The organism is Melioribacter sulfuriphilus (assembly GCF_052656625.1).
The window spans coordinates 113,115-126,496 of sequence record NZ_JBQXXK010000007.1; the positions used below are offsets into that span (position 1 = coordinate 113,115).

Annotated in this window: 10 protein-coding genes and 1 other RNA gene; 3 read left to right on the forward strand and 8 right to left on the reverse strand. The window is 36.1% G+C overall.

Features of this window, described 5'->3' with window-relative positions; all coding sequences use genetic code 11:
- Positions 1-332 precede the first annotated feature (332 nt).
- Positions 333-1,352 (forward strand): homoserine dehydrogenase, encoded by a 1,020-nt coding sequence (locus ACUN8G_RS10615; RefSeq protein WP_437347463.1) that lies wholly within the window; start codon positions 333-335, stop codon positions 1,350-1,352.
- A gap of 270 nt (positions 1,353-1,622) precedes the next feature.
- On the opposite strand, the gene ACUN8G_RS10620 is transcribed toward ACUN8G_RS10615, so the two are convergent.
- The 6 genes from ACUN8G_RS10620 to ACUN8G_RS10645 all read right to left on the reverse strand — a co-directional run bounded on the left by ACUN8G_RS10620 (position 1,623) and on the right by ACUN8G_RS10645 (position 6,197).
- A complete protein-coding gene (locus tag ACUN8G_RS10620) occupies positions 1,623-1,994 on the reverse strand; it encodes a YccF domain-containing protein (RefSeq protein WP_437347462.1) in 372 nt (123 codons plus the stop codon).
- A 72-nt stretch (positions 1,995-2,066) separates the two neighbouring features.
- Positions 2,067-2,425: a transfer-messenger RNA gene (gene ssrA, locus ACUN8G_RS10625) on the reverse strand.
- Positions 2,426-2,430: 5 nt separating this feature from the next.
- Positions 2,431-2,970 (reverse strand): cob(I)yrinic acid a,c-diamide adenosyltransferase, encoded by a 540-nt coding sequence (locus ACUN8G_RS10630; RefSeq protein WP_437347461.1) that lies wholly within the window; start codon positions 2,968-2,970, stop codon positions 2,431-2,433.
- 3 nt (positions 2,971-2,973) lie between these two features.
- Positions 2,974-3,969 (reverse strand): CAF17-like 4Fe-4S cluster assembly/insertion protein YgfZ, encoded by a 996-nt coding sequence (gene ygfZ, locus ACUN8G_RS10635; protein ID WP_437347460.1) that lies wholly within the window; start codon positions 3,967-3,969, stop codon positions 2,974-2,976.
- 27 nt (positions 3,970-3,996) lie between these two features.
- Positions 3,997-4,824 carry a hypothetical protein gene (locus tag ACUN8G_RS10640; protein ID WP_437347459.1) on the reverse strand — a complete coding sequence of 276 codons (828 nt, stop codon included), beginning with the start codon at positions 4,822-4,824 and terminating at the stop codon, positions 3,997-3,999.
- A complete protein-coding gene (locus ACUN8G_RS10645; protein WP_437347458.1) occupies positions 4,821-6,197 on the reverse strand; it encodes a dipeptidase in 1,377 nt (458 codons plus the stop codon). Before ACUN8G_RS10645 ends, ACUN8G_RS10640 begins: the two co-directional genes overlap by 4 nt.
- A gap of 158 nt (positions 6,198-6,355) precedes the next feature.
- Here ACUN8G_RS10645 and ACUN8G_RS10650 point away from each other — a divergent pair, with 158 nt between their 5' ends.
- Together ACUN8G_RS10650 and lptG are read left to right on the forward strand one after the other, a co-directional pair.
- Positions 6,356-7,711 carry an LptF/LptG family permease gene (locus ACUN8G_RS10650; RefSeq protein ID WP_437347457.1) on the forward strand — a complete coding sequence of 452 codons (1,356 nt, stop codon included), beginning with the start codon at positions 6,356-6,358 and terminating at the stop codon, positions 7,709-7,711.
- Positions 7,698-8,780 (forward strand): LPS export ABC transporter permease LptG, encoded by a 1,083-nt coding sequence (gene lptG, locus ACUN8G_RS10655; RefSeq protein WP_437347456.1) that lies wholly within the window; start codon positions 7,698-7,700, stop codon positions 8,778-8,780. Before ACUN8G_RS10650 ends, lptG begins: the two co-directional genes overlap by 14 nt.
- A 4-nt stretch (positions 8,781-8,784) precedes the next feature.
- Here lptG and ACUN8G_RS10660 read toward each other — a convergent pair whose 3' ends face one another.
- Positions 8,785-10,995, reverse strand: a complete 2,211-nt coding sequence (locus ACUN8G_RS10660; protein WP_437347455.1) for a CHASE2 domain-containing protein — start codon at positions 10,993-10,995, stop codon at positions 8,785-8,787.
- Positions 10,996-13,368, reverse strand: coding sequence for a hypothetical protein (locus ACUN8G_RS10665; RefSeq protein ID WP_437347454.1), 2,373 nt, complete (start codon positions 13,366-13,368; stop codon positions 10,996-10,998).
- Between the last annotated feature and the right edge of the window lie 14 nt (positions 13,369-13,382).

Here is a 13,382-nt window from a genome sequence, read left to right on the forward strand (position 1 = left end):
TAGTATAATCACTAGGCTAATAATATTGATAATAATTAGATTGATAATCCCTAGAAGGTTAGTATCTAAAGATGAGTTAAAAGAAACAAAAAGGCTGTTGTTAGCGTGTGCTTGTGGCCCGCCGGATATTTGATTGGTTTTAATATGTTTTTTATTTTCAGCCATAACTCGAATGCAATTATAAGGGTTAATTGATTAGATGTCAAGTTTTTTTTGAAAAAATATTGCATAATTATTCATCCACATGTATATCTAAATACTCGGTGTCTTTTTTGGAAGATTGGACAATTCAGTTTATTTTTGCACTCAATCATTAATAGAGAATAACAATTATGAAACAAAGAATTGCTTTAATTGGTTTTGGCACAGTTGCGCAGGGGCTGTGTGAAATATTAATCAACAAAAAAAATGAACTGGCAAAAAAATATAACTACCACTATGAAATTGTTGCTGTCAGTGATATCAGATTCGGCACAGTATATAATCCCGAAGGACTTAATCTTAAAAGATTACTGCGTGAAATAAACGAAAAGGGTAAATTTATTAAAGATAAAGTTGAGTGGGATGCAATTGAGACAATCGAAAAATCTAATTCAAATGTCGTTTGTGAACTCGCATACACCAATCTGAAAAATGGTCAACCGGCCATTAAGCATTGCGAAACTGCGTTTAAGAACAGGAAACATATCGTTACAAGTAATAAAGGACCAGCCGCGCTTGCCTACCACAGATTGAAACGACTTGCAGATAAATATGGTGTACGTTTCATGATTGAAGGTACTGTATTAAGCGGAACTCCAGTTATTAACCTGGTGAAAGGTCCTCTTGCCGGAAATAATATAAGCGCTTTTAAAGGAATATTAAACGGCACAACGAATTATATTCTTACGCGTATGGAAGAAGGCATGGGTTATGAAGAAGCTCTCAAAGAGGCACAAAAACTCGGATACGCAGAAGCCGATCCAACAAACGACGTACAAGGTTACGATGCACGGGCTAAAGTAACAATTCTGGCTAATGTATTGATGGGCATTAAACTCGATATCAATCAAGTAAAATGCAAAGGTATTACGAAAATAACCCAAGAAGATATTAAAGAAGCAAAAAGAAAAAATGCTCGCTGGAAATTAATCGGTTCGATTGAAAAAAAGGATGGTCGAATAAAAGCCTATGTTAAACCAGAACTTGTTCCAATGACTCATCCATTAGCAGGAATAATGGGCTCGGTAAACGCACTTACAATAACGACTGATTTAATGGGTGATATTACAATAGTTGGCAAGGGAGCTGGAAAGATCGAAACTGGATTTTCAATATTAAGCGACTTACTTGCCCTGAACACTAAATCATAATTTCTTCTTAATAAGTTTAATAACCAGCAAGAAGAATCATCGTGAAATTTTAACATAGCTTATAAATGTCTTTTATAAAGAATACTAAGTATTGAGATAACTTGAACATCTGTTTTTGTTAAATTAAAATATAAACATACTTTTTAGCTAATCCTCAAAAAATTAGAATACTGTTTTCGTTCTATTTTATAGATTCTATAGAAAATTATATTCTTTTTTCAAAAATTCATTCAGTCTTGCATTAGAATTTTATTTTGTATCTGACTTATTTCATTTATAATTATGTCCAAACGGAGTAAGGGATAATGACGCCAGTTTTAGATGCTGTGTAGTAAAAGGGATACCGATTATTGTTATTGCGCAAAGGAGTGCAAAAATAAAATGTGTAATTGAGATTAGTATTCCACCAGTTAAGATCCACAACAAATTCATAAATGTTGATATACAACCACTTCCCCTTTCTGTTTGTACAACTTCTTTGCCAAACGGAAGGAGTGTAAGAAAAGAAATCTTGATTAGTTGAACGCCAAAAGGAATTCCTATAATTGTTATACAGAGTAATAAACCAGCAATGAAATATTCAAAAAAGAGAATAATTCCACCTCCAATAACAATCCACAAAAGATTTTCGAGCAATCGCATCGATTATACGTCCTGATTTATTGGATTGTTAGACGTTGAGGCAGGAATTTTGTTTTGGAATACAATAATGGATTGTGGAGGTGCGGGGAGTCGAACCCCGGTCCGAAGCTACATTTCAGTGAACGTCTACACACATAGTCTGTTTAGGTTTTGTCTCGTTTCGGTTGGAAAAACAGACAATTCCGCCCAAAACCAGTCCGTTAAAAATTCGCCTCGCCTGCACGGACACTCAGCTCGGCTATCGTACCTAAGCGTCGTTCGTTCAAATCCCGGTACGAGAGAATTTGAAGAACGGCTACCTTTTTTTAATTAGGCAGCTAAAGCGTAATTATATTCGCCATTTATTTTTTTTACCGTCGTTTTACGTGTCTACGGCAACACGGTGTGCAGTTCAAAGAACCTATAGCTCCGTCGAAGCCAATATCACCCCCATAAATTATTTTTTCCAGATAATTTCTGGGGTATCGTTAATTTGATTACAATATCGAGCTAATACAAATAACAAATCAGAAAGGCGATTCAAATATACCAAAATATTATTCTCAATTTCAACTGTTTTCATTAATGCCGCAACTTCTCTTTCAGCCCTTCTGCAAACCGTCCTGGCATAATGCAACAAGGCTGCAGATTTACTGCCACCGGGCAAAATGAAATTTTTCAATACAGGTAGCCGACCATCAAAACTGTCAATTAATCTTTCAAGGCGCTCAGACCTTGCCATTTCGAACCGATCTATTTTGACATTTGAATCGGCAGGAGTTGCCAAGTCCGTACCCATCTCAAATAATTCGACCTGTATACTGCGTAAAACTTCGATGAGTTCCGAATTCTCAATTTCTGTTATAGCTAATCCTAAAATAGAATTTAACTCGTCCACTGTTCCGTAAGCATTTAATCTCAGATCGTCTTTAAATACTTTTTTACCCCCGAGTAAATATGTTGTACCATTATCGCCGATTTTAGTATAAATTTTCATCGATTAATCAATTTTCCTCAGCTCAATTTCAAATTCTTCTCCCTTGTGTTTGATATAAAGAGGAGTGTCGTTTAAATATTTTTTCTTAATTACTGCAAGTCCATAAAATTTACCTTCTACATTGATGCCGCTTGTAATAATTCCAGCTAATTCATCAGCATTGTAAACTTCGTATGATTTATCAGGAATTTCCGCTTCGATTTTTATACCGACCAACTTTCTTTGAACTTTATCATAAGTATCGAGTCGGACTATGACTTCCTGACCGATATAACACCCTTTTGTAAAACTAATTTCACCAGTTAGTCCGACTTCGTGCGGATTAAAATCCATTGTTATTTCATTCTTACCAACTATACCATGTAAGATACGATAATATTTAAATGCATCTTCGCTGACAAAGCCGAAGTCGAATGCACTTTTATTTTCAAGGAGATATTCACAAAATTGTTTGTACTGATTTGATTTTATTACAATCTTATATAAAGTATTTCCTTTTTCAACATTTCTGAACAATATTGTATCGAATCCAGATGTTTGTGTAATAATTAAATTGTTATCATCGATTAAATGAAATTCTTGTCCAAATATAAGTGATAAATACGAAGCACTTTGCTCGCCAGTAACCGTAATAATTTTATATTCAGAAGTAACGTCTTCGGCTTTAATATCCTCAGTAATAATATACTTGTTGATCCAGTTCAACAGCTTTTTGTCCGGATCATGCTGTCCAATCAGCCAGAAGAAATCTGTAATATAAAGTAACACGGTTCGATCAATGAATCTCCCCTTATCATTCAAGAAAAGTGTATTTATTTTTTTGCCAGGGATTAAGTCCTTAAGATTGTTCGTGGAAATTCTATGTAAAAAATCCAGAGTTTCTTTCCCTTCCAGCTTAGTAATATTTTCCTCAAGGCTTACGGCTCCTGCACCATGGTATAGTAATTTATATTCTTCGTTAATATTTTTTGTTAAATGATTATTCGTTCCAATAAACATACACAACCATTTTTGTTTAATACTCAGTCAATATTTGCGAAACCAGCGCGGATTTACTTTTGTAACGTAAAGTTGTTTATTTTCGTTCCAGTAGAAAGGTATCGAATCCAGAACACGAATTTTGAGCGAGTCCTCAATAAATCTGTATTCATAATAATCTGGGTATTTATCGTTATTAATATTGGCAAGGGTTCTTTTGTGAACAATACCCACGTAGGTTTCGAGCAAGTGTGGTGGCTTGCGCCAGCCATCTATCAAGAAAAAATTATATTTTCTGTGTCCCGAAATTATCCCATCTTCATAAAAGAGCTCGACATATTTAATATTTTTTGGCTGCCATGTTTTAATCGACATTTTACTGAAGCCTCCGTGTATTGGTACTTCAGCTTCCCATATTTTTTCGAAGTTGTTGTCGGTGCATTCGAATAAGGTCAAATAAAAGAATGCTGTACCGAGTTTTGTACTGTCGAGGTTAATGAAACTTGATTCGTATCCCTGTACGTTTTTTCTCTCTACAAATCTTTCTGATTCTTTGGAACGGACAATCAGAGTCAGAACAAAATTTCCGCCGTCCTTAAAATAAATAACTGCCGGTTTTGGTATACCGTAAATTGTTGATGGTTCATTTTGAAGTATATATGTGCCGGGCGGATAATTTTCCATGATATACTCACCAAGCGCTATAGTATCACACGGGAATCTGTTTTTTGTTCTTTCTTTTTCTACTTCGAGATTGTATTCTCTTATTTCTTTTTCTTTACTGGATGAGGTTGCAGCATCTCCTCCTTCTTTTTGTTCGGAAGTACAAGCAGAAATTAATATTAGCGAGAGAACCAATAATTTGACTAATTTCATGACCCTTTTATTTCCGAAAAATCTTTCAAAAAGTAGGCAGAAGCAATCATCCCCTTTTTCAAATTATCAAGGACAAAGTGCTCGTTTGGTGAATGGATGTTGTCCGTATCGAGTCCTAATCCCATTAAAATTGCAGGGGCTTTTAACTGATTCATAAACTCGACTACAATAGGAATTGAACCGCCTTCACGAGTAAAGACAGTTTTTTTACCGAAAGCCTTCGAGACTGCCTTGGCCGCTATTTGAACAGTTTTGTCTTCAAGCGGAATAACAACTGGATAACCGTAATGAATCATCTTTACGTTTACTATAACTCCTTCGTGTGCCAGACTTTTGACATACTTGGTGAAATCTGCTGCGATTTTTTTAGGATTCTGATTCGGTACAAGTCGCATGCTGATCTTTGCGGAGGCTCTCGATGGAATAATTGTCTTTGCTCCTTCGCCTGTAAATCCACCAACAATTCCGTTACAATCGAGAGTTGGTCGAACCCATAGACGTTCCAGTGTGGTGAACCCTTTTTCGCCGTAGAGAGTTTTAACTCCCAACTCCCTTGCAAATTTTGCATCGGAAAATTTCAGGCGTTTGAAATTTTCTTTTTCTGCTTCAGTCAATTTCATTACATCTTTATAAAAATTCGGCACTGTAACTCGTCCGTTTTTATCGTGCAATTTTGAAATGATTTTTGCCAGTTCGTTTACTGGATTGACAACAGCTCCACCGAAACTTCCGGAATGAAGGTCGGCTTTAGGCCCTATCAATTCGACTTCCATATAAAGAAGTCCTCGCAGACCGTATGTAATTGTCGGGACTGCAGGAGCGTACATACTTGTGTCGGAAATTAATATGGCGTCGCATGAGAGAAGCTCTTTATGTTTCGAAATAAATTTGGATAAACTGCCACTACCGATTTCCTCTTCGCCTTCAATTAAAAATTTTACATTAACCGGCGGTGCGCCATAGTTCTTAAAAAAAGCTTCTACACTTTTTAAATGAGCAAATTGTTGACCTTTGTTATCGTTTGCTCCCCTCCCCCATAATTTTCCATTTTCAATCTTCGGTTCGAACGGCGGAAAAGACCATTTTTCAATTGGATCGACCGGTTGTACGTCGTAATGACCGTAGATAAGAACAGTTGGTTTATCCGGAGCCCCAACCCATTGACCATATACGATTGGATGCTTTTCCGTACTGAATACCTCGACGTTTGTCAAACCGATATTTCTCAGTTTGTTTGCCAGAAACTCAGCACATTTCACCATATCCTTACTATGTTCTGATGATGTGCTGATACTCGGAATACGCAGGTATTCTTTTAGTTCTTCCAAAGAATTTTCAAAATTCGTATTCAAATATTTGATTACATTATCCACGACTCCTCCGGTAGTTTCTTTTAGGGACTCAAAGCCCATTATCTTATGGATTCAAATTTAACTTTCACAACTGCGGGATTCAAGTAAATTAGTAGATAAAAAATTTTTATTCTGCCTTTATTTATTGGTAAATTTGAATGTCTATAAATTTATAACAAATGATATTAACAAAATACATATTAAAAAACCATCTGGCTCCTTTTCTTTTTTCGGTATTTACACTCATCGGCATCTTCTTGTTACAGTTCCTGATGAAATTCGCCGACCGATTAGTAGGGAAAGGATTGGGACTATGGATTATTATAAAATTGATAGTCTACAACCTAGCCTGGATGATCGTGCTTGTAATACCGATGTCAGTTCTGGTTGCAACTTTAATGGCATTCGGAGGAATGGCACAAAATAACGAAGTTGCCGTCTTGAAAGCCACCGGCATGAGTCTCTACAGAATGATATTGCCACCCCTTGGAGCCTCCGTTTTATTGGCTCTATTTCTAATCTATTTCAATAACAATATCTATCCCGATGCAAATCATGCTGCCAGAATTTTGATGGAAGATATATCACGTCAAAAACCGACACTATCGCTTGTACCTGGAGTATTTTCACAGGACGTCCCCAATTATTCAATTCTTGCACGCCAAATCGACCAGGAAAAAAATATATTGAAGGAGATCACAATTTATGACTATTCGACTCCACCATCTATTAATGTAGTTACTGCGAAAAAAGGTATAATTTATCTTTCGCCAAATCAGAAAAAATTGATAATGGATTTAGAGCTGGGTGAAATACACGAATTTAATAATAGCAACTGGGATGAATATAGACGACTTCGTTTTAACAGACATAAAATTGCGATGCCTGCTGAACAATTTACATTTGAGCAATCGACACCGGGCGGTCCTCGCGGCGACCGCGAACTTGGTGCACCACAAATGTTGCAAATTGTCGATAGCCTTCAAAAAACAAGGGAAAAGTATCTGGCCGAACTAAACAATACACTTTCTAATATTACAATCAATGAAACTCTTACATTACCCGAGAAGAGAGACGATAGGATATATGAAAATGTTAAACGAAGATTAATCAATCATAAAAATATATTAATAAACGTTTTAAACCGACTTGAATACAATAAAAAGGAGATTAATCGTTATTGGGTCGAAATCCATAAAAAGTATGCCTTACCTTTCGCCTGCATAGTATTTATACTAATCGGGGCACCGCTCGGCACAATGACACGAAAAGGTGGTTTCGGAATGGCAGCGGGAATCAGCCTTGTATTCTTTCTGATTTACTGGACATTTTTAATAGGCGGAGAAAAACTTTCTGACCGCGGATTACTATCACCCTTCTGGGGTATATGGAGCGCAAATATTTTGTTGGGAATTTTAGGAATCATACTTACGATTAAGAGCGCAAGAGAACGTATCGAATTGAAATTCGACTTCATCAATAAAGCAATACCTAAATCCTGGAAATTTAATGCGGATGAAAATGAAAATTCTTGACCGCTATCTGATTAAACAATTTTTACAATCCGTATTATTTGGATTGATCACTTTCACGGTGATTTTCGTAATCATCGACATGATGGAAAAACTCGGCGATTTTATCGACCAGAATGTCGATGCAAGTATGATAACGGAATACTACATCGTCTTCATGCCTGAAATAATACGACTAATGACGCCAGTTGCAGTTTTATTGGCAAGTTTATTCACTGCAGGCAAAATGTCGAATCTAAATGAATTAACAGCTATTAAAGCAGCGGGCATTAGTATCTATCGTTTTATGACTCCATTTCTTATAACATCATTTTTTATATCGATTCTATTGGTATATTTTGGAGGCTATATTGTACCGATGGCAAACAAACACAAAGTTTTTATTGAACAAACTTATCTAAAAAAAGGGATAGTCTATTTTGGAAGCAATATATACTTTCAGGATACAAAGAACAGAATAGTGACTATTAATCTCTATGACGTTGCTAACGACCAGGCTAATCAGGTTAGCATTCAGGAATTCTCACCCAACGACAACACTAAAATTTTAAGAAGATACGATGCATTCAGAATGAAATATGACACCCTAAAGAATCAATGGGTATTGTATAATGGAGTCGAGCGAGTATTCGGCGACACAACGGAAAGTATGTCGCGATTTGCAGTGAAAGAATTTCCTGGACTGAATTTTAAACCTGAGGATGTAATTAAAAAGCAGCGTAAACCAGAAGAAATGTCGCTCGTTGAGTTGAAAAATTTCGGAGACGAACAGAAACGTACGGGCAACAATCCGACTGCAATTGAAATTGAATATCAATCGAGAATTTCATTTGCTTTTTCGTGCATAGTTGTAGTGTTGTTTGGTTTGCCAATCTCGGCAAATAAAAGAAGAGGAGGGCTGGCGCTCCAATTTGGGATTAATTTGTTGATCACATTCATTTATCTTGTTTTCATGAAAGTAAGTCAGGCATTTGGTAAGAACGGAATGTTAGATCCGTTTTTAACGGCGTGGTTTGCAAACTTTGTATTTCTGATCGCAGCAATATTTAATTTAAAATACGCTTCGAAGTAATCCATTATTTTGTGGTAAGTTCAAAAACTCCATCCCAATCTGCAGGTGGTGGATTTGTAATATAAAATTCGCAACGCTCTGCATAAACTCGTGAAGGATAATCTTTCAGTTCATCAAATGTTCGCTTGAAGTAATCACAAGCAGCTTCAAAATTGCGCATTTTATACAAGCTTAAGCCCTGGAAATAAAAATCGAGTTTTTCCAGTGCTACCTTTGCTGCAACGTCATCCTTTAGACTGATCAGTTCATAAATTTTAGTCGGTACCATTTTACCTTTTACTCTGATTACATCGAGTTCCCTTGCGAGGAAATGTTCTTTAATCAATTCATAAGTCGATGCGCTAATCATAATATTAGTACCGTAGGCTTTGTTTGCGCTTTCAAGTCTCGATGCCAGATTGACGTTATCGCCCAGCACAGTGTAGTCAAATCTCTTTGCACCTCCAATATTACCCACAATTGCTTCACCTGTATTGATACCAATTCTAATATAAATTGGTATTTCTCCAACAGCCATCCAGTTCTCTCTCAGTTCAACGAGACGTTTTTGCATTTTTAATGCTGCATGACAAGCCAGCAACGCATGATCTTTTATTTCAACAGGGGCTCCCCAGAAAGCCATAATTGCATCACCTAAATATTTATCGACAGTACCTTTATGTTCAATTATGATTTCACTCATTTCGTTAAGGAATTCATTAATGTATCCGACCAGCTCTTCGGGTTTCCTTTTTTCGGAGAACGATGTAAAATTGGCAATATCACAAAACATTATGGTAATTTCTTTCCTTTCCCCACCCAATCTCAATTTTGATGGATTCTTTAATAACTCATTTACAATCTCCTTGCTTACATACTGGCTGAACATATTTTTTATAACAAGATTTTGCTTCCGCTCGGTAATAAAATTATACGCTGTCGACGTAAAATAGGACAATACCACCGCAAGCGAGTAATTTACTACCGGCACAACAAGATGAAAATCAATAAACAAAATTACAGCTCCTCTGTAGATTAAATATAAGCTACAGGCAATGGCCGTCATATTTAACACTTCAATGACGATACTATTTTTCAATTTAATATTTCTTACGGCATTTGTAAGAATAAAAGTAAGAAAAGAAAGAATTGAGGTAAGAATAAAAATTACAGAGGATGACTGCCTATATAAAAAATCTTTCCATAAAATATTTTGAATTACATTTGCATGGAATTCGATACCATAGAGGATGTTACTTCCAGTCTTGCCTTCCGAAAATGCAACCGGAAGCAGGTCTCTATCTTCTGGCATGGTCGAACCAATAATGACGATTTTATCTTTGAATATTCCTGAATGAAGCAATCCGATATCCGGGTCGTCCCATGTATTAACTTCGATGCCGAGCAATTGTTCGTCTGATGTTTCATAATCCTTATCATCCAGTACATCAATTAAATTAACTCTTTTGAACGTTGCATCACCTCCGTAAAAATTAATAAGCATACTTTCGGTGTCCCATTTAGGAATTCTGACGTCGTTCAAAATAAAATAATCGGCGGTATCTTTAACCAGATAATTGTTCTTCAGACTTTTGAACTTGTTGATGATAGCAAAGCTGAAAGTGGGGAAAGACTTTCCAATTACGGCAGAGCTGACATAAGGAAGATACCTGCGATAAACTCCGTCGTTATCGGATGGCACCTGTACAATCCCGATTGAACTGTCAACGCCAAAAAATATATTGTCTAAGTTGTAAATTGTACTGGAAATAAAACTCTTTCCCGCCTGTAATTTACTCTCATTTGAGATGTCGATTTTACCGGCAAGCACAACTTTTCCGCACCTTTTGATTGATAAAGACATTAGGGAGTCGTTCAACGAAGAATATGAATCCGGATTAGAAAAATTGATATCAATACCTATTGCTCTTACACCTGCTTGCGAAAGATTATCGATGACATGTGAAAAAATGGATCGCGGCCAGGGCCATCTCCTTTGACTTTCCGGTATCTGGTCGTATGTATTTTGATTAATTTCAAGGAGAATAACATTCGAACTATCTTTGATATCGAGTGCACCTCTTTCATGAAATCGTTTATCGATAAGGCGTAATTCCAGATCCTTCAATGGTGAGATCTGAAATGGCGATACATTCGTAATTAAAAAGGATAAAATTGCAGAAAGAAATACAATTAAAATCCCGCCAAATAAATCTTTCTCTTTTTTTATTTCCATTTAGAAATTTAATCTTGCATATAATCCAGCAATTGAATTGGTATATTTCCCAGGGTAATGGAATAATCGCGCCTGAAATCCAAGAAAAAGATTAGCAATCAAATTGTAATCTGCCAGCAGTTCTACATAATGTCTTTTATAATCCCCGAAACTTGGATTGTAAGAAAATGTAAATTGCAATCGATCTTCCAACATTTTATAATTTACACGTCCAAGTAATGAAACGTAATCGTAAGAAGTACTTTGCATCTCTGTCGAGTTGAACAGTATTTGTATCAAAGAAGTCAAATTACGGTTCCAGAAACTGTTGACCGACAAAGAAACTGAATTATAATTAAGATCATTATTAAACAACGTTTCATCTTCCCTCTTTTGATTTACAAGAGTGAAAGAAATCGAGTTGCGAACATACCAGTTAAAATTATACGACACACCCAGTGAAATTCTGTTCGTTTTGTCTTTAATCATATAATTGTTATAGAGAGTATCGTAAATATCGATGCCGTTATTTTTTTTGTAGACGCTGTACGATAAAGTAATTTTTGGAAAATTAATCCTTGGGAAATACGATATCGAAGATGAAATATTATCAAAAGTTGTAGTGGCAATTTTTGTATTCTGTAAATTGTCCTCCAGTTTTTCAACTCCAAGGGAAATGAACAATTGATTATCCAGAAGACGGAGACGATCGCTTATATTAAATCCTTTTACATCAGTCCTCAAATAATTCTGTCCAAATGACTGGAAATCGTTGCCACGATAAATGTACGAGGCTTTCAAAGTATTGTAAAAGTAATTGATATTTAAGTTGGTTTCTGCCGCAAACGAAGCTAATTCTTGAGGGTTAAGGGGACCCAGGTATTCGTTAACAGTTATGAAATTTCCGAGTAGATCGCGTATAGTTCTTATTTGATCGGGATCGACATCGATGGCTTTCCCTTCTCCAAATACCGAATCAATTCTGGCATCGTCAATTTCACCTGCCGAGATATCATTATTATTCATACTAAATGCTACCTGGGAATTGAATACTATGTTTTTGTTATCGAGAGCAAACATCAGATCTGTACCAAAGACTGCATTTTCTTTGGGCCTTGCTCCAAACTCAATAGAACCTGGATCGTCTTTGCCGTGTAAATAAGAAAAACCCAATTGAAAATTCTCACCACTGCCGAATGATGGTCTGAGTGAAAATATTTCTCTTTTATAAGTTCCCAGTTCCACTTTACCGTATGGATTGCCATACTTGAGTTCGTCTATCAAAATTATATTAGAGCCTAATGGAGCATTTTCCTTTTGATATGTTTCGATAAGTTTACCTTCAATACCACGCGAAATCTCACCAAGTGAACTTTGAATATTTAAAAGACCCAATTTAATCTCGCCGCTTATTCCCCGCACTCTCTTGCCGTTTAATATTAGCGATGGGAATTGAGGATACGTGTCGCCCAGATGAAGTTCAAAGACTTCGCCCCCGGCTATTTTAAGCAGATAACGATTGTAAGGTTGTAGATAACTTTTTTCTTCCGAAGTTAAATAAAGTTGTCCTTCTAAATTCAAGAAACCGTATGATGCATTTAATGTTGCGTTGATGTTGGAATACTGAGTGCTCGATTCGCTCATGTTTTCAGATCGGGTTTCAGCGCGTATATTCCCTCTTAATTTAAATTGATTTTCCAGCTGCTCCATTGTCTCAGTTGATACAACCTGAACTGAGCGGGATATTGTATGATAGATGTTGCCATCTTTGTTGTACACTTCCACTTTTAGAACATAATTTCCTGGTTCTATATTTATATTCGACGAGCTCAAAATAATCAGATCACCCGCAATAAGTGTTTTAGAACTGACATCTTCGTTGTTTAATAATATCCTGGTCTTCTTTATATCAACTGTTTCAGGGGCTTTCATGAAAGATAAACTTAACAGGAAATTATCTGGGGTTAATTTTTCTGATTGTGCGGGACTTAAAATTAAAATCTCTTTATCTTTTTCAGATGTCGCTTGAACTGCTATTTGAATGGGCGGGGCACCATTAAGTACTCCCTCCGGATAAGTCTCGGTAGATCCGTCTTTCAGATTTATGACAATGTAATATTCGATGTAAGGGCTTTGTACAGACTCGCCGACAATATTAACAGATGCAGTATTACCTTTAATCTCCATCTCTTTAAGACTATATTCATCTTTACCGAACTGTCTGAAAGCAATTTCCATCGAGGAAATATTTTCACCGGATGTCAGATTGGCAGTAATATTTAACGGCGAATTTTCGATGGCTTTACTTACCTGCACATCTGTAATATAATTACTGACCTGAGCATACATTAAGCTCGCCAATAAACACAAAACAATGATATATTTTTTACTCATAAATATACCTTGTA

Excerpts from the sequence above, each read along its gene's own strand:
- ACUN8G_RS10615 (WP_437347463.1), top strand. The coding sequence starts at position 333 with ATGAAACAAAGAATTGCTTTAATTGGTTTTGGCACAGTTGCGCAGGGG.
- ACUN8G_RS10620 (WP_437347462.1), bottom strand. The coding sequence starts at position 1,994 with ATGCGATTGCTCGAAAATCTTTTGTGGATTGTTATTGGAGGTGGAATT.
- ACUN8G_RS10630 (WP_437347461.1), bottom strand. The coding sequence starts at position 2,970 with ATGAAAATTTATACTAAAATCGGCGATAATGGTACAACATATTTACTC.
- ygfZ (WP_437347460.1), bottom strand. The coding sequence starts at position 3,969 with ATGTTTATTGGAACGAATAATCATTTAACAAAAAATATTAACGAAGAA.
- ACUN8G_RS10640 (WP_437347459.1), bottom strand. The coding sequence starts at position 4,824 with ATGAAATTAGTCAAATTATTGGTTCTCTCGCTAATATTAATTTCTGCT.
- ACUN8G_RS10650 (WP_437347457.1), top strand. The coding sequence starts at position 6,356 with ATGATATTAACAAAATACATATTAAAAAACCATCTGGCTCCTTTTCTT.
- lptG (WP_437347456.1), top strand. The coding sequence starts at position 7,698 with ATGAAAATTCTTGACCGCTATCTGATTAAACAATTTTTACAATCCGTA.
- ACUN8G_RS10660 (WP_437347455.1), bottom strand. The coding sequence starts at position 10,995 with ATGGAAATAAAAAAAGAGAAAGATTTATTTGGCGGGATTTTAATTGTA.
- ACUN8G_RS10665 (WP_437347454.1), bottom strand. The coding sequence starts at position 13,368 with ATGAGTAAAAAATATATCATTGTTTTGTGTTTATTGGCGAGCTTAATG.